Origin of the sequence: Kitasatospora sp. NBC_00039 (genome assembly GCF_045160625.1) — a bacterium.
Classification (GTDB): domain Bacteria; phylum Actinomycetota; class Actinomycetes; order Streptomycetales; family Streptomycetaceae; genus Kitasatospora.
The window spans coordinates 493,289-518,282 of sequence record NZ_CP108290.1; the positions used below are offsets into that span (position 1 = coordinate 493,289).

The following is a 24,994-nucleotide window of genomic DNA, read 5'->3' on the forward strand; positions in this document are numbered from 1 at the left end:
GCCACCGGGGGTGGACCACAATGGCGGCGTGAACGATGTGGACTACCAGGTGTTGTTGCAGGACGCGATGGAGGCTGCCCGGCAGGCGCCGGAGCGCGGACGGGTCGCCGACTACATCCCGGCGCTCGCGAAGGCCGACCCGACGGCCTTCGGGATGGCGATCGCCACCGTGGACGGCGAGGTGTACGGGGCGGGGGACTGGCAGCACCCGTTCTCGATCCAGTCGGTGTCGAAGCTCTTCACCCTCGCCCTGGCACTGGCGGAGGGCGGCGACAGCCTCTGGGCGGGTGTCGGCCGCGAGCCCTCAGGCAATCCCTTCAACTCGCTGGTGCAGCTGGAGTCCGAGCACGGGATCCCGCGCAACCCGTTCATCAACGCGGGGGCGCTGGTCGTGACGGACCGGCTGCTGAAGCTGACCGGCGACGCGGTGGGTGCGGTCCGCGAGTTCCTGCGCGCGGAGTCCGGCAACCCGGCCGTCGCGGTGGACGACTCGGTGGCCTCCTCCGAGGCCCAGCACGGCCACCGCAACGCCGCCATGGCCCACTTCATGGCCAGCTACGGCAACCTGCGCAACCCGGTGGACAGCGTCCTCGCACACTACTACGCGCACTGCGCGGTCGAGGCGAGCTGCCGTGACCTCGCCCTGGCCGGGCTCTTCCTCGCCCGCCACGGCATAAGGGCCGACGGCTCCCGGCTGCTGTCGCGCAGCGAGGCCAAGCGGATCAACGCCGTGCTGCTCACCTGCGGGACGTACGACGCGGCCGGGGAGTTCGCCTACCGGGTGGGGTTGCCGGGCAAGAGCGGCGTGGGCGGGGGCGTGCTGGCGGTGCTGCCGGGCCGGGGCACGGTATGCGTCTGGAGCCCGGGCCTGGACGCCGCCGGGAACTCGGTGCTCGGCGTCGCGGCCCTGGACGCGCTCACCACGGCGACGGGCTGGTCGGTGTTCTGACGCCCGTCATGACTGGTCGGTGTTCTGACGCCGCCCGGGCCCGCGGCCTGCGCGAGCAGGGAGGAGGGTCCGGCGTCAGCTCCGGAAGGTCCGCCGGTACGCCCCCGGCGGGACGCCGATCGCAGTGTGGAGGTGTTGCCGGAGGGAGGCGCCGGTGCCGAAGCCGACGCGTTCGGCGATCCGGTTGACCGTCAGGTCGCTGGTCTCCAGCAGGTGCCGGGCCAGGTCGACGCGCTGCTGGGTCAGCCACTGCCCCGGGCTGAGCCCGACCTCGGCCCGGAACCGCCGGGTGAAGGTGCGCCGGCTCATGCCCGCGTGGTCGGCGAGGTCGCCCAGTCGGAGCGGCTCGTGGAGCCGGTCGAGCGCCCAGGCACGGGTGGCGGAGGTCCCGGCGTCGGTGCCGGCCGGCACCGGCCGCTCCACGTACTGCGCCTGGCCGCCCTCGCGCTGCGGCGGGACGACGCAGCGCCGGGCGACCTGGTTGGCAGTGGCGCTGCCGTGGTCGGCCCGGATCAGGTGCAGGATCAGGTCGATGCCGGCGGCCGCGCCGGCCGACGTCAGGATGCGCCCGGTGTCGACGAAGAGGACGTCGGGGGCGAGGTCGACCTGGGGGTAGTGCCGCCGGAAGTGGTCGGCGTGGTGCCAGTGGGTGGCCGCGGCGCGCCCGTCGAGCAGGCCGGCGGCGGCGAGCAGGAAGGTGGCGATGCAGATGCCCGCGATCCGGGTGTCCGGGCGCAGCAGCGCCAGAGCCTCGGCGGCGCCGCGGGGCAAGGACTGCCGGTCGGTGATCCCGGCGAACTCCTCGGACGCCGGCACGACCACGGTGTCGGCCTCGGCCAGGACGGAGCAGTCGCGCTCGACGGTGATGGAGAAGTCGGCGGCGGTACGGACCGGCCGGCCGTCCAGCGAGCAGGTGACCACCTCGTAGAGGCGCTGCCCGTCGGAGTCCGTGGCGGTCCCGAAGAGCCGGGAGGCGAGGCTCAGCTCGAACGGGATGACCCCGTCGAGGGCCAGGACGACAACGCGATGCATGGCCCAATCCTTGCACATGGTGACCTCCGGGCCGCTATTCGCACAGGTCGGGCCCGGGACATCCTTGATCCATGACAACGATGAAGGCCATTTCCCAGGACACCCTCGGCGGCACCGACGTACTGCGGGAGGTCGAGATCGACCGCCCGGTACCCGGCCCCTCCGAGGTGCTCGTCCGCGTCCACGCGGCGGGCATGAACCCGACCGACTGGAAGCACCGCCGGTTGACCGGCTTCCTCGGCACCTTCCCGCTGGTGCTCGGCTGGGACGTCTCCGGCGTGGTCGAGGCCGCCGGCCCCGGAGTCACGATCCACCGGCCCGGCGACGAGGTCTTCGGGATGCTGCCCTACCCGTACGGTGTCGGCTCGTTCGCCGAGTACGTGGTGGCGCCGGCCCGTGCCATGGTGCGCAAGCCGGCCGGGATCGACCACGTCCAGGCCGGCGCGATCCCGTTGGCCGCCCTCACCGCCTGGCAGGTCCTGGCGGACGCGGCCGACGTCCGGCCCGGCCAGCGGGTCCTGATCCACGCCGCGGCGGGCGGTGTGGGCCACTTCGCCGTGCAGATCGCCAAGGCGCGCGGCGCGTACGTGATCGGCACGGCCAGCGCCCCCAAGCACGCGCTGCTGCGCGAGCTGGGTGCGGACGAGGTGATCGACTACCGGACGGAGGACTTCGCCACGATCGACCCGGTCGACCTGGTCTTCGACACCCTCGGCGGCGAGACCGTGAGCCGCTCCCTCGTCACCCTCAAGCCGGGCGGCCAGCTGGTGACGATCGCGATCTCCTCGATGCCTGCCGACCTCGCGGAGCAGGCCGCCGCGCGGGGCGTGCGGGCGTACCCGCTGCTGGTGGAGGCCGACCAGGCCGGCATGCAGGCGATCGCCGACCTGGTCACCGAAGACCGGCTGCGCGCGGTGGTCGAGGCCGTCTTCCCGCTCGCCCAGGCCGCCAAGGGCCACGAGCTGGGTGACACCGGCCGGGTGACCGGCAAGGTCGTGCTGACCGTCGCCGAGTAGGCACAGGTGCGGCCGTCCCGCCCACCGCGGGCAGGACGGCCGCCGTGCCGCGTCGTCCCCGGGGCTGCTGCACGACGATGGCGAAGAGCGCGGTGTTGTCGGCCGGGGTCGGGCCGCCGGGGAGGTCGGCCTGCACCGTCCCGTCGAGCGTCTCCGGGTCCATCCCGGAGGCGATGCCGAGCCGGACGTCGGCGGTGGCGGTGCCGCCGGCAATCCACCCGTTCGAGGGGTCGCCGAGTGCCGCGTCCCGAGGGCGCCCGACGAGAATGGCGCCGACGAAGATGGCTCGCGACGAGAGGCTCGCGACGAGCCGCCAGGGCCGTGCTCCTCGCAGCGCGGCAGGAGCGAGGGAGAGCCGACCGTGGGATCCAGCTTTTACCTCCGCGCCGACCCGCGGGAGGCCGGCGGCGCCTGGTCGTTCACCCGCGCACAGCTGGAGGCGTCACTGACGGCGCGCTGGCCGGAGGCCTCGGTGGCCGACTTGGCGGAGGACTGGGCCGAGATCCGGGTCGAGGTGGAGCCGGGCCGGTGGGCAGAGCTCTCCTACCACCTGCGGAGCCGGGTGTTCTCCTTCGAGGACCGCGAGCCCTGGTCGGCCCCGCTCGGCGTCCTGCACACCGTGCTGCGCGAACTCGCGCCGGACGTCCCGGCGGTGTGGTGGCCGGACTTCGACGCGGTGCCGCAGCCCTTCGACCTCTCCGCCGACCTGCCGACGGTGATCGAGGGCTTCGGCGCGTAGCGGCCGTCGGCGGGTGAGGCCCGGAACGACGCCGGTCCGGGCTCGAGTTGACGTCTCGGGCCTGGGCCGGAATCGCGGACAAGGGCCGATGCCCCGGGCCCGCGTCGACGTCTCGGGCTTGCGTTGACGTCGGCGTCAATCTCTACGGTCGTCCACACGGAACGCCGCCGCCGCTGTCGGCGGTACTGCTCCGATCCGATCCCGCCGGTACCCCGAGGACACCGCCATGCCATCGCCGCTGCCTTCGCTCCTGCACCTCGACGCGAGCATCCGCCGGACCGGGTCCGCGTCCCGGGAGTTGTCCGCCCACTTCGCCACGGAGTGGCGCCGGCACCACCCGGAGGGCGGCTACGTCTACCGTGACCTGGCCGCCGAGCCGGTCCCGCACATCACGCACGCCGTCCGCGAGGCCCTGCTCGACCCGAGCGGCGACCACGGCGAGCCCCCGCAGGAGCGGGCTCTGACCGAGGCCTTGACCGCCGAGGTGCGTGAGGCGACGGCCCTGGTCATCGGCGTGCCGATGTACAACTACTCGATCCCGTCGACGGTCAAGGCCTGGTTGGACCGGCTCGTCACCCCGGCCCACATGGTGGCCCCCGGTGGTGGCCCCGGGCCGCTGGCCGGGAAGTCGGTGGTGGTGGTCTCGGCCCGCGGCGGCTCGTACGCGCCGGGTACGCCCCGGGAGGGGTGGGACCACCAGGAGCCTTACCTGCGGGCCGTCCTCGGCTCTATCGGCCTCGCGGACGATCTGAGCTTCGTGCACGCCGAGCTGACCATGGCTGCGGTCGTGCCGCAGATGGCCGCCCTCAGGCCGCTGGCCGAGAAGTCCCTGGCGATGGCGTACGAGACCCTCGGCGGCCTGGCCCGCTGACCGGGCGGCCCGGCAGGGGGTGACCCGCCGGGCCGCCTCAGCCCTGCGGGGCGCGTCGGGCATGGGCGGCGCACACGAGCCGAGCGCCGCCCGCTAACCCGTCCGCCCCCGCGGTTCGCCTCCACGCACGCGGGACGGGGGTGTCCGGCATCGGTGGCGACGACCGCCGATGCCGGACACCCCCTCCTGGCGCCCCGACCTACTCCGCCGGGGCCGCCTGGATGCCCTGGAGGGCGGACACCAGGGCGTCGACGTCCTGCACGGTGTTGTAGAGGGCCAACGAGGCCCGTACCGCGCTCTGCAGGCCGAAGGCGGCCAGTGCCGGCTGCGCGCAGTGGTGCCCGGCGCGCACCGCGATGCCCTGCTGGTCGAGCGCCCCGGCGAGGGCGGTCGGGTCGGTGCCGGGGAGGAGGAAGGTCAGCACGCCGATCTTCCCCGGCGCGTCGCCGATCAGCCGGAGCCCGGGAACGGCCGCCAGCGCACCCATGGCGTACGCGGTGAGCTGTTCCTCGTACGCGGTGGCGGCCGGACGGTCCAGCCCGGCCAGGTACCGCAGGGCCGCCCGCAGCCCGGCGACCCCGGCGATGTGGCCGGTGCCCGCCTCCAGCCGGTGCGGTACGGGGGCGTAGGAGGTCTCCTCGAAGCTCACCGAGTCGATCATGTTGCCGCCGCCCTGCCACGGAGGCATGGCCTCCAGCAGCTCGCGCTTGCCGTAGAGCACGCCGATGCCGGTCGGGGCGAAGATCTTGTGCCCCGAGAAGGCGTAGAAGTCGGCGTCCAGCGCGGTGACGTCCACCGGGAAGTGACTCACCGCCTGTGCGCCGTCCACCAGGACGCGGGCGCCGTACCGGTGCGCCAGTGCGGTCATCTCGGCCACCGGTGGGACCGTCCCCAGCACGTTCGAGGCGTGGGTGAGCGCGACGAGCTTCGTCCGCGAGCCGAGCAGGTCCCGGTAGGCGTCCTGGTCCAGCTGCCCGTCGGGGAGCAGTGGGATCGGCCGGATCCGGGCCCGGCGCTCCTTGGCGATCAGCTGCCAGGGCACCAGGTTGGAGTGGTGCTCGGCCGCCGAGACCAGGATCTCGTCACTCACGCCCAGGTTGGCCCGGCCCCAGGACTGCGCCACCAGGTTGACGGCCTCGGTGGTGCCCCGGACGAACACGATCTCGCCGGCGTCCTGCGTGCCGAGCAGCCTGGCGGCCTCCTCGCGGCCCTCCTCGTAGACCTGGGTGGCCTGTTGGGCGAGGGTGTGCGCGCCGCGGTGGACGTTGGAGGTGCCCATCGAGTAGTGCTCGGCGACCGCCTCGGTCACCTGGCGCGGCTTGAGTGTGGTGGCCCCGTTGTCGAGCCAGACCAGCGGGCGGCCGTTCACCTCCCGGTGCAGCTGGGGGAAGTCCCGCCGGACGGCCTCGACGTCGAACCCGCCCGGTGTCACGCCCGGTGTCACGGCCGGCGGCGCGGGGAGCGGGGTGGCGGGAGTGGTTGGGGCCGCCGGGCCGGGCTGGGAAGGCAGCCAGTACCGGGGACCGCCCGCCGCGTGGGCGAGGGCCGCGGGCAGCGGGACCTGGCCCGGTACCAGGCCGGTCGGACGGTCGGTACCGGCCGGAGGCCGGCTCACCCCGGCGAGCCCGGTGCCGCGCCCGAATCCGTCAGGAGTAGTCATGGTAGTTCGACACCTCGACGTTCTGGAGCACGGCGATGGCGTCGTCCACCAGTGCGGCGGCCGAGAAGTAGCTGGTCACCAGGTACGAGGTGATGGCCCGACGGTCGACGCCCATCGCCCGCACCGAGAGGCCCGGCTCGGCTTCGTCCGGGACCTTCGACGGGCGCAGGCCCACCACGCCCTGGCGGTCCTCGCCGACCCGCATCAGCAGGATGTTGGTGGTGCCGGGCGCCGAGCTGGCCGAGCCCTTCAGGTCGAGCTTGTCGGAGGGCAGCAGCGGCACGCCGCGCCAGGTCAGGAACGGGCTGCCGAAGAGCTCCACGATCTGCGGCGGCACCCCGCGCCGGGTGCACTCACGCCCGAACGCGGCGATCGCCCGCGGGTGGGCGAGGAAGAACGCCGGCTGCTTCCAGACCCGGGCGAGCAGCTCGTCCATGTCGTCCGGGGTCGGCGCGCCCGTGCGGGTGCGCACGCGCTGGTTCGGCACGACGTTGTTGAGCAGCCCGTACTCGGGGTGGTTGAGCATCTCCCACTCCTGGCGCTCGCGGAGCGCCTCGGTGGTGAGCCGCAGCTGCGCCTGGACCTGGTCGATCGTGGAGTTGTAGACGTCCGAGACCCGGGTGTGCACCTTGAGGACGGTCTGCGCGATGCTCAGCTCGTACTCGCGGGGGGCCTCCTCGTAGTCCACGAAGGTCTCCGGCAGGTACGGCTCGCCGGAGTGGCCCGAGGTGAGGTCGATCGGGTGCTCGCGGTCGGCGGGCTCCCGGCCGTCGGCGCTGAAGGCGTCCAGCTGGGCGCGCAACGAGGGCTCGCGGTCGGCGAGTTCGATGAGCATCCGGCGGTCGAGGGAGAGGACGGTGCACGCGCTGACCGCCTTGACCCGGTAGGGCATTGGCGTGCCCTCGGCCCAGGCGGTGGCGTCGAAGAAGTCGCCGTCGCCGAGGACGGTCAGCAGGGCGTCCGAGCCGTACTCCCCGGTGGCGCGCTTCTCGGCGCGCCCGAACGCGATGATGTGCAACTGCTCGCCGGGGGTGCCGGTGTCGACGATCATCTCGCCGGGTGCGACCTCGCGCTCCACGAACCCGTTGGCGAGGGCGGCGAGCAGGGGGCTGTCCACCTGGCTGAGGAAGGGCAGCTCGCGCAGGTCCTCGGCGATCACCCGGGAGGCGCCGTCGCCGTCGACGTAGGTGCTGATCATCCCGTTGCCGAGGATGAAGCCCCGGCGGCGGTTGACCCGGTAGACGCCCGCCTCCAGGTCCACCCAGGGCATGGCGCGCAGCAGGTAGCGGGGGGTGATCCCGAGCATCTGCGGCGCGGTCTTGGTGGTGGTGGCCAGGTTCCTGGCGGAGGAGGTACTGAGACTCTGCCGGCTCGGCTGACTCTGCTGAACGGTCTCGGTCGTCATCGCTGTTCCCTGTTCTGGTCGGGAGAACTGAATGGGCGTCAGATCCATTGCGGGACACTGCAGATCGGGCATTCGCCGACCGCCGCGACGATTGTTCCGGCCGCGCCGAGGTGGCGTGAGCGTGTTCGATGAGGGCCGGATGGTTCCGGTGCAGAACATCGGCCGTGGGCCGTCGGCAAACTCACTCGAATGAATGAAGCTATCCATAAGTCGGTGTGAGATGTTCGAAAGTCGGACTTTGAGGTCGCCGTGTGCAGGGGGAATGACACGGGAGCCGGTGGCGTCGCCGGGCCCCCGGCGACCGCGAGGCGCCCGGGCCGATCAGGGCGCCATGGTCAGCCCGGCGGAGGCGCCGCCTCGGCTGAGTACGACCGAGCGGATGTGGTCCAGGGCCTGCACGAAGTCGGGGCGGCCGGGGTTCCGGCGGACCGCCTCGGCCAGGTCGAGCACCCGGTACGGCGGGCCGAGGTCCGTCAGCTGCGGGATGAACTCGGCCTTGCTGACGGTCCACCGCTGCCCCGGCAGGGCCGGCGGGGAGAACGTGAACCGCGCGATCGAGCTCCAGTTGCCGCGCGGATCCTCCGCCCCGGAGCGGTTGAACATGTGTCCGGCGAGCTGGTCGCCCATGCCGTAGACCGTCCAGGTGCCGTTGATCTTCTCGTACGCCTGCGGGATGTGCGCGTGGGTGCCGAGGACAAGGTCGACCTGCGGACCGCCGTCACCCTGCTCGGCGGCCAGCTCACGGGCGAGCGTGAGCTGCTGCGCGTCCGGCTCGTCCTGCCACTCGGTGCCCCAGTGGACGCTGACCACGACGATGTCGGCGCCGTCGGCCCGGGCGGCCCGCGCGTCCGCGAGGATCCGGTCCCGGTCGATGAGGTTGACCGCCCACGGCCGCCCCTTCGGCAGCGCGATGCCGTTGGTGCCGTACGTGTACGCGAGCTGGGCCACGGTCGCCCCGCCCGCCGTGAGCAGCGCGGGCCTGCCGGCCTCGTCCTCGCTGCGCGCGGACCCCGTGTGCTTCAGCCCCACGGCGTCCATCGCGTCGAGCGTCCGCCGGATGCCGTCGGGGCCGTCGTCCAGCGTGTGGTTGGAGGCGGTGTCGCAGGACGTGTAGCCGACGTCCTTGAGGGCCCGTGCGACCTGCGGGGGCGACTTGAACGACGGGTAGCCGGTGAAGGGGCCGCCCTCGGCGCCGTACACGGTCTCCATGTGGCAGATGGCCAGGTCCGCCGTACCGACGACGGCCTTGACGCCGGCGAGCATCCGGCCGAAGTCGTACCCGTCACCCCCGGCGTCCTCCTCGGCCTGCCGGATGATCTCGGTGTGCGGCAGGACGTCCCCGCTGGCGACCAGTGTGAACGCCCGCGGCCCGGCCGGGGAGCCCGCGTCCACCGGCGATGACGACGACGGCGCGGTCGGCCGCACGGCCGGACTGCTGCACCCGGCGACGGTCAGGAGCAGCGCAACCGCTGCGGCGAAGGTCTCTCGGCGAGGCAGGCGGCGCATCATCGGCTCGTCTCACGATCGGAGGAGTTGGCAGCCCCTCCGACTATGCGAGCGCCCGCCCGGCCGGCCCGGAGCCCACACCCCGACGTCACTCGATGGGGCACCCCGCACGCGCCTCGGCGGGCATTCGGCCCTGCCTGCCACTACAGCTCCCGCAGGAGCGCCGCGGAACTCCAGTGCCCGGCCGCCCCGGGGCGGCTGCTCAGGTAGTCGGCCGCCCGCCCGGGGCCCCAGCCGTGGGCCTCGGCCAGGCCGGCGGCGAGGTTGCGCAGATAGGCGGCGCGCGGAACGTTCAGCTCGGCGTCCGGAAGGCTCCACGGAGCGGTGAACGTCAGGACCGGCACACCGTCCAGGGCACCGGGACACACCAGCGTCTCGTACCGGCCCGGCCCGAGCCGCTCCCGCCCCGCGCCGAGCACCCCGTCCAGCGCGAGATCCGCCCCCGGATCCCGGTACATCTCCTGCGCCGCGATGTCACTGAACTGCCCCACGGTGAGCAGATAGGCGCGCGCGGGAATCTCGCCCGCCTGGGCGGGATCGTAGAAGCCCATGCCGCCGCCCCAGACCGCGGACTCCAGCGCGAAGTACAGCGCCCCGGGCAGCATCACCGGCACGGCCCGATCCGGCGGCCCGCCGTCCCGGCACCCCGGATAGGTGCGGGCCCCACCCGGCGGCCGACCGCCCCGCAGGTAGCAGTCCAGCCGCCCGGCATGCATGTTCGAGCCGTACGCCGCGTACCAGACGTGCTCCGCAGCCCTGCTGACACCCCGTCGGATCTCCTCCACAACCAGCGACGGTACCCAACGGGCCGCCGCCCCGCCCGCAGTCCGTGCCCGGTCCTCGGCCGTCGCTCTCCGCGGCCACGCCGACCGGCACCGGCCCCGCCGGGGCCGGGTACCTCGGCCACGGCCGCACCGCTGCGGGGCGGTCGGCGGCGCTATCGTCTCCTCTCATGACCCATACCGAGACCGAGGTCACCGCCCAGTTGGTCCGGGAGCTGCTGCGCGAGCAGCACCCCGACCTGGCCGACCGCCCCCTGAGGTTCGGTGCGCGCGGCTGGGACAGTCAGATGTGGCGGCTCGGCGACGACCTCGCCGTCCGGCTGCCCTGGGCGACGCGGTCCGCGGACGCGCTGCTGCGCAAGGAACACGCCTGGCTGCCCGTCCTCGCCCCGCACCTTCCTCTCCAGGTCCCCGTCCCGCAGCGCCTCGGCGAGCCCTCCGAGCGGTTCCCGCGCCCCTGGATCGTCACCACCTGGGTGCCGGGGGAACCCGCCGACCGTGCCCCCGCCACGCGCGCGGAGGAATCGGCCGACACCCTGGCCGCCTTCCTGACGGCCCTCCACCGCCCGGCCCCCGAAGGGGCGCCCGCCGGCCGTGGCCGCGGAGGGCCGCTGTCCGACTGCGCCGAAGGGTTCGCCGAGCAGCTCGCCTCGGCCACCGAGCTGGGGCTGATCCCCGACCCGGACGCCGTCCGCGCGGTCTGGGAGGACGCCGCCGCCGCGCCCGACTGGGCGGGCCCGGCCCTGTGGCTCCACGGCGATCTGCACCCGGCCAACGTCCTCACCGCGGGCGGCACCCTCTGCGGCGTGATCGACTTCGGCGATCTCTGCGCGGGTGATCCGGCCTGCGACCTCGCCGCCCCTTGGACACTGCTGCCGGACGGCGCCGCCGACCGGTTCCACGACGCCTACCGGCCGGTCGCCGACGCCGCCACCCTGCGCCGCGCCCGCGGCTGGGCGGTGCTGCGCGCCCTCGGCGGCATCCTCATCGGAGAGGCCGGCGTCCGCGGCCGCCCCGGCGGCAAGCCCACCTGGGGCCCGCCCGCCCACGCCGCGCTGCGACGCCTCGTCGCCGCGGCCGGCTGAACGAGCGGGAGCGGCAGGCACCGTGCCCGCCGGGGCCCGGCACGGGGACGACCAGGTCGAGGCTGCAGGGGAAGCTGTACGGGGAGGTGCCCAGGCCCGCGCCCACGGACCGCGCGGGCCTGGCGGCGATGCTGCGCGCGCTGCTGGAGAACGTCGCCGGTCCGGGCCGCGCCCGCATGCTCGCCCACCTCGAACTGCGCGCCGAGGCCGCGCGCCGGCCCGGGCTGACGGCCGTTCTGGACGCGGTGTCCGCCGCCGACTTCACCGCCTTCGAGCACGCCCAGCGTGCCGCCGGCCTGCCGGTCACCTCGCAGCGGGCGGCCGCCGTCACGCTCTCCCTGCACGCGGCCGTCCCCCACCTGCTGGCGGGCGGGCCTGCGACGCTCGCCGCCGCGGGCCTGGACGACCTCGATCGCTTCACCCGGAGCCTGCTGGACGCCGTCTAGGGTCCGCCGCCCGCCGGTTGACCGCGGCGGGCGGCGGCCGGCGTCAGCGGCGGAACACCCGGGTGAGCAGCTCCCACCAACTGCGCCGCTGCCGGGGGACGGTGGCGCCGACGACGGGCGGCGCGGCCGGCGGCGCGACGGTCGCCTCGGGCGCCTCGGGCGGTGTCGTCCGGCGCACGGGTGCGGTGAGCTCAGGGCCCTCCGGGGCGATGGTCCGGGGGCTGAAGCTCACCGGCAGCTCGACCAGGTGGCGGGAGATCCACGCGGACGTCCACGTCAGCTCCTCCTCGGGGACGGCGAGTCCGAGGTCCGGCAGGCGGGTGAGGAGGATGTCGATGCTGCTCTCGGCGATGGCCCGGCCGATGTCCTGGCCGGGGCACTCGTGCGGGCCGGCGCCGAACGCGAGATGGGAGCGGTTGCCGTGGAGGGGCGCGGCGAGGTCGGGGCGGACGACCGGGTCGACGTTGCCGGCGGCGAGGCCGAGCAGGAGCATGTCGCCCGTCCTGATCCGCTGGCCGCCGAGTTCGGTGTCGCCGGTGGCCCAGCGGCCCGCGACGAGGGACATCGGCGCGGAGTCCCAGAGGACCTGGTCCAGGGCGTCGGCCAGGGTCATGTGGCCGCCGGACAGGTGGGCGCGGAAGCGGCGGTCGGTGAGGACCATCTTGAGCGTGTCGGCGATCAGGTTGACGGTGGTCTCGTTGGCGGCGAGCAGGACGACCCGCAGGTGTTCCATCACCTCGTCGTCGGTGAGCCCGGCGCTGTGCTGGAGGAGGTAGGACACCAGGTCGGGCCCGGGGGAGAGCCGCTTGCGCTCCATGGTGCGGCGCAGCGTCGCCACGACGTAGTCGTTGCTGGCGATGGCCGTCTCGGTGCCCTTCATCAGGTCGCGGGCGGCGTCGACCAGGCGGGGGCCGTACTCGTCGGGCATGCCGAGCAGTTGGGTCATCACCAGCATCGGGAGGTGCTCGGCGAACTGGGAGATGAGCTCCGCCCGGCCGGTCGGCCCGAACTCGCGGATCAGCCGGTCGGCGGCGCGGGTGACGTGACGGCGGGTGCCGCGCCGGTCGAAGCGGTTGAGGCCGTCGGTGACGGCGCCCCGGAGGCGCTTGTGCTCGGCGCCGTCGGCGAAGACGCAGAGCGGCTGCCAGGCGATTACCGGCATCAGCGGGGAGTCGGGGGCGACGAGGCCCTCCCGGAACGCCGTCCAGCGGCGGGAGTCCCGGGAGAAGCGGGACGGGGTGCGCATGGCGATGAGGTTGGCGGAGTGGCCGAGGACCAGCCAGGCGGGGAGGTCGCCGTGCAGGAGGACGGGGGCCACTTCGCCGTGCTCGGCGCGGAGCTTCTCGTACAGGCCGGCCGGGTCGGCCTCGGCCTCCGGCCCGTGGATCCGCCGGAGTCCGTCGGCGCGGAGGCCGCCGGACCGGTGGGCGGGGCAGCCGGGCGGCGGCGTGGGGGAGGCGTCGTCGGTGAACGGGGAGGTCACGGTTTCTCCGGGGTGAGCGGGAGGCGGTGGTCGGGTGGGTGCCTGGGCGGAGCGGCCTCAGCGCCCGGGCGGGGCCGAGAGGTTGTACAGGTAGTGCATCAGGGCCAGCAGGACGTCCCGGCTGGATTCGCGGGCCCGGGCGTCGCAGTCGACGATCGGCACCTCGGGCGGCAGGTCGAGGGCGGCCCGCAGCTCCTCGGTCGGGTACGTCGGCGACTCCGGGAAGGTGTTGGCGGCGACGACGAACGGCACGCCGCGGTCCTCCAGCCGTCCGATCACGTCGAAGCTGACTTCGAGCCGGCGGGTGTCGACCAGGACGACCGCGCCGAGCGCCCCTTCGAACAGACCGTTCCAGAGGAACCAGAACCGCTCCTGCCCGGGGGTGCCGAAGACGTACAGCACCAGCTCCTCGTTGATGCTGATGCGGCCGAAGTCCATGGCGACGGTGGTGGAGGTCTTGCGTTCGATCCCGGCGGTGTCGTCGATGTCGGCCCCGGCCTGGGTCATCGTCTCCTCGGTGGTCAGCGGGCGGATCTCGCTGACGGAGCCGACCATGGTGGTCTTGCCGACACCGAAACCGCCCACGATCACGATCTTGACGGCCATGGTGGCCGTGTCCGGGAGCAGGTCCGCGCTGGGCGGACCCGTCACGGTGTCAGAGCTTCTGGAGTCCATGCATCACCGCCTCCAAGAGGGCGCGGTCGGGGAGGATCGCCTGCGGGACGCAGGCACGGGCTTCGATCCGTTCCTCGTTGAGGAGGTCGGAGAGCAGCACGGTGACGGCGCTCATCGGCAGCTCCAGGTAGGCGGAGATCTCGGCGACGGACAGCGGGGAGCCGCAGATCCGCAGGATCGCCGCATGCTCGGGCTGCATGGCGGGCGTCGGCTCCGCACGGGAGACGATGAGGGTGACCAGGTCCAAGGTGGTCTGCTCGGTGACGCCGCTGCGGCCGCGCGTGATCACGTAGAGGCGTTCGGGGTCGTCTTCGTCCCAGCCCTGGCCCTGGTCGGCTGCGCTCATGCGACCTGCTCGCCGTTGCGCGGGGGCGTGGTGAGATGCTCGCCGATCCGGGCGACGAGGTCGCGCATCCGCTGCCCCACCAGCCCCGCGTCGACGCCCTCGTCCGCGAGCACGGCCAGGTAGGCGCGGGCGCCGGCGGCCATCAGGTAGAAGAAGCCGCCGCCCATCTCGATGACGACCAGCCGCATCCGGCCGTCGCCGTACGGGAACTCGTGGCCGACCGCGCCGGCCAGGCTCTGCAGCCCGGCACAGGCGGCGGCGAGGCGGTCGGCGGTGTCGGTGTCGGCGCCGTGCTGGGCGATCCGCAGACCGTCGGCGGAGAGGACGATGACGTGACGGGTGTACGGGACGCTCTCCGCCAGGTCCTTGAGCATCCAGTCCATGTTGCTGCGCTGCTGCATTACTGCTCGCCCTTTTCTGCCGACTCTTCACCGGTGCGGACGGCCGCATCGGCTGACGGTGCTTGTCCGTTGACCCCTTCGGTGAACGCGGCCAGCCACAGACCGGGCTGGACCGGCGCCTGTGCCGGCTCGGGGACGGCGGCCGGCCGGGGGGTGACGGTGCGGGAGGAGGGGGCGGCGTGACGGCGGCGCTGCGGCAGGCCGTTGGCGGTCCGCCCATTGATCACCGGGATGTCGTCCTCGGCCGGGTACCGCCCCGAGCCGCCCGCCGAAGTGGAGCCGGGCGACGACCCGAGGGAGGACCCGCGGGACGATCCGGGCGGCGCGCCCGTCCCGGAGACGGAGACCGGCCGCGCCCCCCACGGCTGCGGTCCGCCCGCGGCCCGGGAGATCCCGGCCGTACGGGGCGTCGCCGCGGGCCGGGGCGCACCGGCCGCCCGGGACTTGGCGGCGGCGCCGATGCCGTGGGCACGGCCGGTGGCGGGGGCCGTGGTGATGCACTCCTGCGGCACGATCAGCACGGCGCGCACCCCGCCGTAGGCGGAGGGCCGCAGCGAGACCTGGAAGCCGTAGGCCCGCGCGAGGCGGCCGACGACGGCCAGGCCGAGCCGGGGGGTCTCGCCGAGGTCGTTGAGGTCGATGCCGGCCTGCGCCTCCCGGAGCATCCGCTCGGCGCGGGCCCGGCCCTCCTCGCTGAGGCTGAGGCCGCCGTCCTCGATCTCGATCGCGATGCCGGTCTGCACCTCGACGGCGGTCAGGTGCACGCTGGTCTGCGGCGGGGAGTAGCGGGTGGCGTTGTCGAGGAGTTCGGCTACGGCGTGGATGAGCGGTTCGACGGCCGGTCCGACCACGGCGACCTCGGACACCGGGTGCAGCTCGACGCGCCGGTAGTCCAGGATCCGCGAGATGCCGCCGCGCAGCACGCTGTAGAGCGGCACCGCCCGGCCCCACTGGCGGCCGGGGCGGGCACCGCCCAGGACGGCGATGCTGTCGGCGAGGCGGCCGATCAGCGCGTTGCCGTGGTCCAGGCGCAGCAGGTCGTCGAAGACGGCCGGGTTGGTGCCGTGCCGGTGCTCCATCTCGCGCAGGTCCTGGGCCTGCCGGTGGACGATGGCCTGGACGCGGCGGGCGATGTTGACGAAGGCGCGCTGGGCGGACTCGCGCAGCGCCTCCTCGTTGTCGACCGCCTCCAGGACGGTGCGCAGCACGGCGTGCCGGGAGGCCTCGAACTGCGGGCCGGCGATGGCGTCGTGGGACTCGTACGCCATCAGCACGTCCGTGACGGAGGTGCCGCCGTGGAGCCGGGCGACCGCCGCGGGCAGGTCCTCCCGCGCCAGGCGCGCCGTCTCGCTCTCCTGTCGGGCCAGCCGGGCGAGCAACTCGCGCTCCTGCCGCGCGCACTGCGCCCCCAGGGCGTCCAGCGCACGCCCCCGGCGCGCGGCCTCGCCGGCCACCACGGTGGCCGCCGCCGTCCCCACCACCCCGCACCAGGCGACCCCCGCCCGGGCACCGGCGGATACCACCACCGTCGCGACGACAGCGGCCGCCGCCGTCACCACCACGGGCAGGAGCCACACCAGCACGGGAGCGGAGCGCCGACCTCTGGGTGACGATCCAGCACCAAGCATCAGCATCCTCAAACGATCGGAAGAGTAGTGAACGACGAGCGGGCACCGGCTTGTTCGGGCAGCGTGCGGCGGGCGGGCCGCCGGCCGGGCCGTGAGGAGGACGGCCGACTGCCGGCGGTCCTCCGGTCGGTCCTCAACGGCCTTGCTCTGCAGCTGATTTCGGTGCCTCCACGGTCGGATGTCCCACGCGTCGCGCACACCGCCGGGACGTACCGGGGCAGGGTTCCTGTCCGGTCGTCCGGGTTGTGCGGGAACCAGGTTTACCGCGCCCCGGGCTCGCTGGACCGGAGCCTGCGCCCAGTTCGCCCATGCGAGGGGAGTCCCGGGAAAACCGCCCCGCGCCGCATGGGTCCGTGCTATGTGCTCCGGTTCCGAACTCGTGGGCGACGGCGGGCCGGTGAGGGCCCGGGTGGAAGGCGGCGAGCGCGGTCTGGCAGCATGGCCGGATGGCAGGAATTCGACAGGCCGTCAGCTCCGGGTCATCACTGGAACCGCAGATCGGCTTCTCGCGGGCGGTCCGGGTGGGTGATCACGTGGCGGTGGCCGGCACGGCCCCGATCGCGGACGACGGCTCCACGGCGGCGCCCGGTGACGTCTATGCGCAGACCGTGCGGTGCCTGGACATCGCCGAGCGGGCGCTGGAGGCGGCCGGCGCCTCGATGGCGGACGTCATCCGGACCCGCGTCATGCTGGTCGACGTGACCACGTGGAAGGAGGCGGCGCGGGCGCACGGCGAGCGGTTCGCCGACGTCCGGCCCGTGTGCACGTTCGTCGAGGTCTCCCGCTTCATCGACGCCGACTGGCTGGTCGAGGTGGAGATCGACGCCGTTCTGCCGGGCTGAGGGCGTCGCCCTGCCCGGAGCCGGCAGTCGGCAGCGGGAAGCAGGGAACCGGAAGCAGGCGCCGGGACCGGGAGCGGTCCAGGTCGCCGTCGTGCGGGCGTTCACCCGGGGCCGGGGCGCTGTGGCCGATGACGGCACCGGGGGAGCCGGCCCGGCGCGTCGTGCGCCGGGCCGGCTCCCCCGTACGTGCTGCGGACCGGGGCCGCAGCGTCAGCCGATCGTCCAGAGCTGCAACGCCGACCCGGTGTCGGCCTGCTGGGTGACCTTGGCCCCGTCGGTGGCCGAGGCGGTGGTGAGCAGCAGACCGCTCTTGCGTGAGGCGATCCGGTAGCCGCCGAGGGTCGGCGTGACCAGCCAGCGCTGGTTGCCGCCTCCGGTGCAGGCCCACTGGACCACCTTGGCACCGGCGGCCGTCGAGCCGTCGCTGACGTCCAGGCAGAGCTTGGACTCGCCGTTGGCAATCTGGTAGCTGCCGTCGCCCTGCCGGGTGAGGACCCAGTCCTGGTTGGCGCCGCCGTTGGGTGTCCAGGTGACCAGCTGGGTGCCCTGGGCGGTGGAGTGGCCGGGGTCGTCGAGGGCCTTGCCGGAGACGGTCAGGGTGTGGGTGCCGTCCAGCGGCGGGTTGGGCACGGTGCCGGTGGCGGTGAGGGTGAGGGCCTGCTCGGCGGCGGTCCGGGCGCCGCCGACGGGGTTGCCGCTGGTGTCGCTCCAGCTCCGGACGGGGGTGGTCTCGGCGGGCCGGCCGCCGGCCGCGGAGAGGCCGAGGACGAGGCCGCTGTAGCGGTTGACCAGCTTGAACGAGCCGGTGGCGGCCCCGGCGGAGGAGCTCTGGGGGACGACGAACCACTGCTGGCCGACGCCGGGCCCGCCGGCGCCGGCGGCGGTCGCGGTGGGCAGGGCGCCCCAGGCCCGGCCGGCGACGGCCGTGGAGTCGACACCGAGCAGCCGGCCGGTGGAGGCGTTGGCGATGCGGTAGGAGCCGTCGCCGTTGGAGGCGAAGCTCCAGGACTCCAGGGCCGATCCGGTGGCTGCGGCCACCGACGTCGTCGCGGAGCCGCCGGAGACCTGGGCGAGCACCCGGCCGTCGGCGTTGGCGATCCGGTAGGTCTTGCCGAGGTCGACCGGGGGAGCGGTCGGCGCGGAGCTGCCGATGGTCACGTTCACGTACTCGCCGGACGCGCCGCCCGAGCAGCCGAAGGCGCAGTACGAGCGGAAGGACTTGCCGACGATCGTGGAGCTCGTCCGGTTCGCGTCGTCGAGGAACCACCGGTACCAGGACGCGGTGTGGTAGCCGCCGGTGTCGCCGATCGGGACCCACTTCTGACTGGAGAGGTCGGCGGTGGCGTAGTACTGCTGGGGCGCCGAGCCGCTCTGGTCGACCGCCTGGGGTTCGCCGATGTAGAGGCCCAGGTAGGCGTTGTAGGTGACGTCCATGACGAACAGGGGCGAGGTCGCGGGCATCGTGCCGGCCGCCACCTGCTGGGCGACGGTGCCGGGGTTCGCCGGGTCGTACTCGCCGGCGGCCGGGGTGTAGCCGGTGGGGTGGGCCTGGTCGGCGGGCACCATGTTGCTCTCCCGGCCGCCCACGCCGGGCTGGGACCAGGCGCCGTCGTACCACTTCTGCCACGAGTCGGGCGCCATCTTCGCGGAGATCGGGGCCCGGGCAACGTGCTCGTGGAAGGCCTTCCAGCCGCCGCCCTTCTCGACGATCCGCGAGCCGTAGAAGACGTAGAAGTAGCCCGAGGCGGTGTCGACGAAGAGGCGCTGGTCGCCGTCGCCGTAGTCGAAGGTCTCGTTGGGGAAGGCCGCGGTGTCGCCCCGCGCGGTGCTGTAGGGCGAGGTGATGACGTGGTCCTTGATGGTCCAGGTCCGGCCCTGGTCGGTGGAGACCGCGTAGTCGATGGCGTCGAAGTGGAGGCCGTCGCCGAAGGGCTGCGGGGTGAACTCGTTGTGCACCAGCCCGTACCAGTGGCCGGTGTCCGGGTCGGCCCAGACGCCGGACAGGTCGCAGAAGTTCTTCTGGGCGTAGCCCGACCCGGCGGGCGCGTAGCTCGCCTCGCGGCCGGTGGGGCTGTTGTTGCAGCGCCAGGTGGTGTCGTTGTTCCGGTCGTTGGCGTTGGCGGGGTCGGCCGCGTCGCTGACCGCGCTCGACCGGGTGGCGGAGTCGAAGTCCCGGCCGGTGAAGAAGTCCCAGTAGCGGGGGTCGTGCGCGCCGTAGAGGGCGGCGGACTGCTGGAACCAGAACGTGCCGTCCTTGTCGGTGTACGGGACGGCGGGGGTGTCCGTGGGGTGCTGGTAGGTGACGGGCGTTCCGACGCTCACTGTGTACGTGGCGGCGGCGGCGGTCGTGGCAGGCGCCGGTGGTGCGGCCGAGGCCGGCGCGGCGGTGCCCGCGCCGAACGCCAGGAGGGCGGGGGCGAGGACGGCGGCGAGTGCTCTGCGGGGTGGGGCGGACACGGGGGTCTCCTTCGCGGCGGGGGCGAGGGCGAGCGGCGGGTGGGGCCGGTCGCGGTGTCAGGTCCAGCGGCTGCAGTATCCGATCCGGGAACACACAGATGTCAACACCTTCGATCAGAAATCTGCACTTCTGGTTCCCTAATCTGTTCAAAGATGCTTGAATCAACCCCCAACGCGCCAGGTATCGGCAAGCGGCACCGCGCCGAGGCCCCGTCGGACCCGCCTCGCCCGCCTCACCCACCGACCCCCCCGAGGACCGCATGCTCCAGATCTCCCCGACCGGCTTCACCCTCGACGGACGCCCGCTGCGCCTGCTGTCCGGCGCCCTGCACTACTTCCGCAGCCTGCCCGCGCAGTGGCCCCGCCACCTGCGCATGCTCCGGGCGATGGGCCTGAACACCGTGGAGACGTACGTCCCCTGGAACCTGCACGAGCCGCGGCCCGGCAGCTACGACTTCACCGGGCGGGCCGACCTCGGGGCCTTCCTCCGCGCCGCCGCGGACGCCGGACTGCACGCGATCGTCCGCCCGAGCCCCTACATCTGCGCGGAATGGGAGAACGGCGGCCTGCCCTGGTGGCTCCAGGCCGAGGGGACCCTGCCGCTGCGTACCGGCGACCCGCGCTACCTGGCCCACGTCGACCGCTGGTACGACACGCTGATCCCGATCCTCGCCGAGCACCAGAGCACCCGCGGCGGCAACGTCCTGATGGTCCAGATCGAGAACGAGTACGGCTCCTACGGCACCGACCGCGGCTATCTCGCCCACCTCGCCGACGGCCTGCGCGCCCGCGGGATCGACGTCCCGCTCTGCACGTCCGACGGGCCGGAGGACTTCTTCCTCACCGGCGGCACCCTCCCCGGCCACCTGGCCACCGTCAACTTCGGCAGCCGCGCCCGCGAGGCCTTCGCCGAACTGCGCCGCCACCGCCCCCAGGACCCGCCGATGTGCATGGAGTTCTGGAACGGCTGGTTCGACCACTGGGGCGAGCGGCACACCACCCGCGGGGCGGAGGACGCCGCCGGGGCCCTGCGGGAGATCCTGGCGGCCGGGGCCTCCGTCAACCTCTACATGGCCCACGGTGGCACCAACTTCGGCACCTGGGCCGGCGCCAACACCGCCGACCCCCGCACCGGCCGCGGCTACCAGCCGACCGTCACCTCCTACGACTACGACGCCCCGCTGGACGAACGCGGAGCCCCCACCGCGAAGTTCTGGGCCTTCCGCGAAGTCCTCTCGGCGTACGCGGACGGCGCCGTGCCGGAGCCCGAGGAGCTCCCGCCCGTGCTGGCGCCGTGCCGGGTGGAGCTCGACCGGTCGCTTCCGCTCGCGGACGTCGTGGACCACCTCTCCACCGGGGCGGTTCGGTCGGCCGTCCCGCTCTCGTTCGAGGAACTCGGCCTCCCGCACGGCCTCGTCCGCTACCGGAGCACCATCCCCGGCCCGCGTGCGGACTACCCGCTGACGGTCGAGGGGCTCGCCGACCGGGCCCGGATCCACGTCGACGGCGTCCACCTCGCCACCCTGGAGCGGGACGTGGAGCACGAACCCCTCAAGGTCGCGGTGCCCGGGGCGGAGGCCCGGCTGGAGGTCCTGGTCGAGTCGATGGGCCGGGTCAACTACGGCGCCGGGATCGGCGACCGCAAGGGCATCACCGGAGCCCTGCACACCCAGCAGTACCTGCACGGCTGGACCATCGACCCGATGCCGCTGGCCGACGGCACGCCCGACCGCCTCCCCTGGGGCGCGGCCGCAGCGCCGGCCGGTGGTCCCGGTCCGGTCTTCCACCACGGCAGCTTCGAGGTCGCGGAGCCCGCCGACGGGTACCTGGCGCTGCCCGGCTGGACCAAGGGCTACGTCTGGGTCAACGGCTTCCTGCTCGGCCGGTACTGGGACCGCGGCCCCCAGCGCACGCTCTACCTGCCGTGGCCCGTCCTGCGCAGCGGGCCGAACGAGATCACCGTCCTCGAACTGGACCACTGCGCGGACCCCGCCGTGGATCTCGGGCCCCGGCCCGACCTCGGCTGACCCCGCCGTGACCGGCCGTCCTTCCGCCCCTGCCGCGGGCCGCGCGGCCGTGTCGAAACCGAGACCGCTTCGTGCTCCGCACTCTCTAGGCAGATGCTCGATTCTGAACAATACTCCTCGGAAATAAACACCTAAGAGCACAGCTTCGGGCATACCCAATCAAGATTCCCCAGCACCTCCCGTACCCAAAGGACCAGATCCATGGCGAAGACACGAATCCGCACCCGACTGCTGGCCGCCGCCGTGGCGCTTCCGCTGCTGTCCGGCGTCGCGGCCTGCAGCTCCGGCGGTGACGGCGGATCGGGCGACGGCGGCCCGAAGGCCGGCGGAACCACCGAAGTCACCTTCTGGGGCTGGGCGCCGGGCTACGAGGAGGCGGCGGCTCAGTTCAACGCGACGCACCAGGATGTCCGGGTCAAGTTCGAGAAGATCGTCTCGGGCAGCAAGGGCGGCTACGCGAAGATCTTCGCGGCGGTCAAGGCCGGCAACGCCCCCTGTCTCGCCCAGGTCGGCTACGAGTCGCTGCCCAGCTTCGTCGTCGAGGGCGCCGTCCAGGACGTCGGCAAGGAGGCCGCCCAGTACCAGCCGCAGTACGGCGAGGCCGCCTGGAACTCCGTCAAGGTCGGCGGCCAGGTGTACGGCATCCCGGTCGACATGGGCCCGATGGCGCTCTACTACCGCAGCGACCTGTACGCGCAGTACGGCCTGAAGCCGCAGGCCACCTGGGAGGAGTTCGCCGCCGACGCCGACAAGCTGCGCGCCGCGAACCCGAACGGCTACCTCAGCGTCTTCAACCCGGACGACCCCTGGTGGTTCGCCGGCATGTCCGCCCAGGCCGGCGGCAGCTGGTTCGGCACCGACACCAAGGGCTGGAAGGTCTCGCTCGGGAGCGACCCGGGGACCGCGAAGGTGGCGAACTACTGGCAGGGCCTGGTCGACAAGGGAGTGGTCAAGTCCGAGCAGAGCGGCACCCCCGACCTCTACAAGGAGCTGCAGGACGGCACGCTCGCCGCGTACCCCGGCCCGGTCTGGTTCTCCTCCATCCTCGAGCAGAACGCCGCGCAGGCCTCCGGCAAGTGGGCGGTGGCCCCGATGCCGCAGTGGCAGGACGGCGCCAAGTCGGTGGGCAACGACGGCGGTTCCTCCACCGCGGTGGTCAAGGGCTGCAAGAACACCGCGGCGGCGCTGCAGTTCGCCAACTGGATGAGCACCGACGCGGCGGCCGTCGCCACGCTCGTCGAGAAGGCCGGCATCTACCCCGCCTCCACCAGCGGCACATCCGCCCCGGCGCTGGCGAAGCCGAGCGCGTACTTCGGCAACCAGCCGGTCTTCGACGTCTTCAAGCAGGCGTCGGCGCAGGCCGCCCCGTTCAGCTGGGGCCCGACGATGACGCAGACGTCCAGCGACCTCACCGACGCCTTCGGCGCAGCCGTCGCGTCCAAGGGCCGGCTGACCGGGGCCCTGGGCACCGTCCAGGGCAAGACGGTCGACGCGATGAAGTCGAAGGGGCTGACGGTCACCGCCGGTTGACCGACACCGCCGGTCGACCCGCACCGCCGGTCGACCCGCACCGCCGGCGGACCGACACCGCCGGTCGACCCGCACCGCCGGCGGACCGCGCGCACCTGACGGGCCGCGGCCCGCCGGCCCCGGCACTGATCAACGGACCTTCTGACGGCCCTCCTGACGGACCGAGCAGCGGCCCTACCGACCGACTGACGGACCGACCGCCAGCACGAGAGAGAAACCCCAGATGAGCGCAGCAACCCCGGTGGTGACGGGCCGCACCGGCCCGAAGGCCGCCACCGCACGACGCGGCCCGGCCCGCAACCGCGCGGCCCTCGGCTTCCTGCTCCCCTTCGGCCTGCTCTTCACCGCCCTGTTCCTGCTGCCCATCGGGTACGCGGTCTGGCAGAGCCTCTTCCGGATCGAGCGCTCCGGCCTGGGCTTCGGCCCGGCCAGAACGGTCTTCGCCGGCTTCGACAACTACACCGCCGCCCTCGGCGACGGGTCGTTCGTCGCGGGCATCGGGCGGGTCCTGCTGTTCGGCGCCGTCCAGGTGCCGGTGATGCTCGGGCTGGCCCTCGGCCTCGCCCTGCTGATCGACGCCAAGGGCACCCGGCTGCGGAAGTTCTTCCGGCTCGCCTACTTCCTCCCGTACGCGATCCCCGGCGTGGTGGCCACCATTCTCTGGGCGTTCCTCTACCTGCCCGGGACCAGCCCGCTGGTCTCCGGCCTCAAGGACCTCGGCATCGAGGCCGACTTCCTCTCCTCCGACACCGTCCTGTGGTCGATGGCCAACATCGTCACCTGGACCTGGACCGGCTACAACATGCTGGTCATCCTCTCCGCCCTGCAGGCCATCCCCAGCGAGCTGTACGAGGCCGCCGACCTCGACGGCGCCGGCCCCTGGCGGATCGCCTGGCACATCAAGATCCCCCTGGTGGCCCCCGCCCTGGTGCTGACCGGCATCTTCTCCATCATCGGCACCCTGCAGCTCTTCACCGAGCCGATGGTCCTGCACTCGCTGGCCTCGACCGTCTCCGCCGACTACACCCCCAACATGGCGGCGTACAACGCGGCCTTCGGCAACAACGACTACGGCAAGGCGGCGGCGATCGCCGTCCTGCTGGCCCTCGCCACCTGCGTCCTGTCCTTCACCTTCCTGCGCCTCTCGGTGCGCCTCACCGGAAACCGGGTGACCGCATGAGCACCGTCGACCTCGACCCCCGCCCCGAGGCCGCCGGCCCGGCCACCGGCCGCACCGCCGGGCCCGCCCGCCCGTCCGCTCCCGGCCGCCGGCCGCGGCCCAACGTCCTCGGCACGGCCGTCCTGTTCGTGCTCTCCGCCTACTTCCTGCTGCCCGCCTGGTGGCTGCTGGTGGCCTCCACCAAGAGCAGCAGCGACCTCTTCGGCAGTGACGGCTTCCGGTTCTCCGCCTTCCACCTCGGCGACAACCTGCACGACCTGGCCACCGCCAACGACGGCCTCTACTTCCGCTGGCTGCTCAACACCGTCCTGTACGCCGGGGTCGGCGCCGCGGCCGCCACGCTGCTCGCGGCGATGGCCGGCTACGCCCTCACCAAGTACCGGTTCCGGGGCCGGGAGGCGGTGTTCAACACGATCCTCGCCGCCGTGCTCGTCCCGGCGCCGCTGCTCGCCCTGCCGGTCTACCTGCTGCTCTCCAAGGCCCACCTGGTCAACACCGTCTGGGCGGTCCTCCTGCCCAGCATGGTCAGCCCGTTCGGTGTCTACCTCTGCCGGATCTACGCCGCCGCGTCCGTCCCGGACGAGATCCTGGAGGCGGCCCGGATGGACGGCGCGGGGGAGTTCCGGATCTTCTTCACGGTGGTCCTGCGGATCTTCTCGCCGGCGCTGGTGACCGTCTTCCTGTTCCAGTTCACCACCATCTGGAACAACTTCTTCCTGCCACTGGTCACGCTCTCCGACCAGAAGCTCTGGCCGGTCAACCTGGGCCTCTACTACTGGAACGGCCTCAAGGACCACACCCCGTACAACCTGGTCGTCACCGGCTCGCTGGTCTCCGTCGTCCCGCTGGTCGTCGCCTTCCTGCTGCTGCAGCGGTTCTGGCGCACCGACCTGACGGCGGGCGGCGTCAAGGCCTGAGGCCCCGGTGCCGCCGC

Annotated in this window: 21 protein-coding genes and 1 pseudogene; 11 read left to right on the forward strand and 11 right to left on the reverse strand. The window is 73.3% G+C overall.

Annotated features, from left to right (window positions below; genetic code table 11):
- The first annotated feature begins 37 nt into the window (after positions 1-37).
- On the forward strand, positions 38-949 hold the full coding sequence (locus OG286_RS38440) for a glutaminase (RefSeq protein WP_331742666.1): 912 nt from the start codon (positions 38-40) through the stop codon (positions 947-949).
- Between the two features lie 75 nt (positions 950-1,024).
- Here OG286_RS38440 and OG286_RS38445 read toward each other — a convergent pair whose 3' ends face one another.
- Positions 1,025-1,981 (reverse strand): GlxA family transcriptional regulator, encoded by a 957-nt coding sequence (locus OG286_RS38445; RefSeq protein ID WP_396322133.1) that lies wholly within the window; start codon positions 1,979-1,981, stop codon positions 1,025-1,027.
- A 71-nt stretch (positions 1,982-2,052) separates the two neighbouring features.
- Here OG286_RS38445 and OG286_RS38450 point away from each other — a divergent pair, with 71 nt between their 5' ends.
- From OG286_RS38450 to OG286_RS38460, 3 genes are all read left to right on the forward strand, one after another.
- Positions 2,053-2,997: an NADP-dependent oxidoreductase gene (locus tag OG286_RS38450; RefSeq protein ID WP_331741881.1), complete on the forward strand. Its 945-nt coding sequence runs from the start codon at positions 2,053-2,055 to the stop codon at positions 2,995-2,997.
- 361 nt (positions 2,998-3,358) lie between these two features.
- Complete coding sequence (locus OG286_RS38455) at positions 3,359-3,736, forward strand: hypothetical protein (protein ID WP_331741883.1); 378 nt, start codon at positions 3,359-3,361, stop codon at positions 3,734-3,736.
- 226 nt (positions 3,737-3,962) lie between these two features.
- Positions 3,963-4,607, forward strand: coding sequence for an NAD(P)H-dependent oxidoreductase (locus OG286_RS38460; RefSeq protein WP_331741886.1), 645 nt, complete (start codon positions 3,963-3,965; stop codon positions 4,605-4,607).
- A gap of 199 nt (positions 4,608-4,806) precedes the next feature.
- On the opposite strand, the gene OG286_RS38465 is transcribed toward OG286_RS38460, so the two are convergent.
- The 4 genes from OG286_RS38465 to OG286_RS38480 all read right to left on the reverse strand — a co-directional run bounded on the left by OG286_RS38465 (position 4,807) and on the right by OG286_RS38480 (position 9,894).
- Positions 4,807-6,267 carry a SufS family cysteine desulfurase gene (locus tag OG286_RS38465; protein ID WP_331741889.1) on the reverse strand — a complete coding sequence of 487 codons (1,461 nt, stop codon included), beginning with the start codon at positions 6,265-6,267 and terminating at the stop codon, positions 4,807-4,809.
- Positions 6,254-7,672: a family 2B encapsulin nanocompartment shell protein gene (locus OG286_RS38470; protein ID WP_331741892.1), complete on the reverse strand. Its 1,419-nt coding sequence runs from the start codon at positions 7,670-7,672 to the stop codon at positions 6,254-6,256. The genes OG286_RS38465 and OG286_RS38470 overlap by 14 nt, the downstream gene beginning before the upstream one ends.
- A gap of 321 nt (positions 7,673-7,993) precedes the next feature.
- On the reverse strand, positions 7,994-9,178 hold the full coding sequence (locus OG286_RS38475) for a CapA family protein (RefSeq protein ID WP_331741895.1): 1,185 nt from the start codon (positions 9,176-9,178) through the stop codon (positions 7,994-7,996).
- A 143-nt stretch (positions 9,179-9,321) separates the two neighbouring features.
- Complete coding sequence (locus OG286_RS38480) at positions 9,322-9,894, reverse strand: histone deacetylase (RefSeq protein WP_331742668.1); 573 nt, start codon at positions 9,892-9,894, stop codon at positions 9,322-9,324.
- A 236-nt stretch (positions 9,895-10,130) separates the two neighbouring features.
- On the opposite strand from OG286_RS38480, the gene OG286_RS38485 reads away from it, so the two are divergent.
- Positions 10,131-11,045, forward strand: a complete 915-nt coding sequence (locus tag OG286_RS38485) for an aminoglycoside phosphotransferase family protein (RefSeq protein WP_331741898.1) — start codon at positions 10,131-10,133, stop codon at positions 11,043-11,045.
- A gap of 95 nt (positions 11,046-11,140) precedes the next feature.
- A pseudogene (locus OG286_RS38490) lies at positions 11,141-11,491 on the forward strand (TetR/AcrR family transcriptional regulator); the annotation flags it as partial.
- Between the two features lie 43 nt (positions 11,492-11,534).
- Here OG286_RS38490 and OG286_RS38495 read toward each other — a convergent pair.
- The 5 genes from OG286_RS38495 to OG286_RS38515 are packed head-to-tail and all read right to left on the reverse strand — an operon-like array spanning position 11,535 to position 16,024.
- Complete coding sequence (locus tag OG286_RS38495; RefSeq protein WP_331741901.1) at positions 11,535-12,974, reverse strand: cytochrome P450; 1,440 nt, start codon at positions 12,972-12,974, stop codon at positions 11,535-11,537.
- A 57-nt stretch (positions 12,975-13,031) separates the two neighbouring features.
- A complete protein-coding gene (locus tag OG286_RS38500; RefSeq protein ID WP_331741904.1) occupies positions 13,032-13,649 on the reverse strand; it encodes an ATP/GTP-binding protein in 618 nt (205 codons plus the stop codon).
- Positions 13,630-13,995 (reverse strand): DUF742 domain-containing protein, encoded by a 366-nt coding sequence (locus OG286_RS38505; RefSeq protein WP_331741907.1) that lies wholly within the window; start codon positions 13,993-13,995, stop codon positions 13,630-13,632. Before OG286_RS38505 ends, OG286_RS38500 begins: the two co-directional genes overlap by 20 nt.
- Entirely contained in the window at positions 13,992-14,396 is a 405-nt protein-coding gene (locus tag OG286_RS38510) for a roadblock/LC7 domain-containing protein (protein WP_331741909.1), read from the reverse strand. Before OG286_RS38510 ends, OG286_RS38505 begins: the two co-directional genes overlap by 4 nt.
- The gene (locus tag OG286_RS38515) at positions 14,396-16,024 is read right to left on the reverse strand and encodes an ATP-binding protein (protein ID WP_331741912.1); all 1,629 of its coding nucleotides are present in this window, start codon (positions 16,022-16,024) and stop codon (positions 14,396-14,398) included. Before OG286_RS38515 ends, OG286_RS38510 begins: the two co-directional genes overlap by 1 nt.
- 446 nt (positions 16,025-16,470) lie before the next feature.
- Here OG286_RS38515 and OG286_RS38520 point away from each other — a divergent pair, with 446 nt between their 5' ends.
- Entirely contained in the window at positions 16,471-16,866 is a 396-nt protein-coding gene (locus OG286_RS38520) for a RidA family protein (protein WP_331741915.1), read from the forward strand.
- 210 nt (positions 16,867-17,076) lie between these two features.
- On the opposite strand, the gene OG286_RS38525 is transcribed toward OG286_RS38520, so the two are convergent.
- Positions 17,077-19,323, reverse strand: coding sequence for an RICIN domain-containing protein (locus tag OG286_RS38525; protein ID WP_331741918.1), 2,247 nt, complete (start codon positions 19,321-19,323; stop codon positions 17,077-17,079).
- 260 nt (positions 19,324-19,583) lie between these two features.
- Between OG286_RS38525 and OG286_RS38530 the strand changes: the two genes are divergently transcribed.
- The 4 genes from OG286_RS38530 (at position 19,584) to OG286_RS38545 (ending at position 24,977) form a co-directional block, all read left to right on the forward strand.
- Entirely contained in the window at positions 19,584-21,350 is a 1,767-nt protein-coding gene (locus OG286_RS38530) for a beta-galactosidase family protein (protein ID WP_331741921.1), read from the forward strand.
- A 201-nt stretch (positions 21,351-21,551) separates the two neighbouring features.
- Complete coding sequence (locus tag OG286_RS38535) at positions 21,552-22,880, forward strand: extracellular solute-binding protein (RefSeq protein ID WP_331741924.1); 1,329 nt, start codon at positions 21,552-21,554, stop codon at positions 22,878-22,880.
- A 223-nt stretch (positions 22,881-23,103) separates the two neighbouring features.
- Positions 23,104-24,060 carry a sugar ABC transporter permease gene (locus tag OG286_RS38540; RefSeq protein WP_331741927.1) on the forward strand — a complete coding sequence of 319 codons (957 nt, stop codon included), beginning with the start codon at positions 23,104-23,106 and terminating at the stop codon, positions 24,058-24,060.
- Entirely contained in the window at positions 24,057-24,977 is a 921-nt protein-coding gene (locus tag OG286_RS38545; protein ID WP_331741930.1) for a carbohydrate ABC transporter permease, read from the forward strand. The genes OG286_RS38540 and OG286_RS38545 overlap by 4 nt, the downstream gene beginning before the upstream one ends.
- The last annotated feature ends 17 nt before the right edge of the window (positions 24,978-24,994 follow it).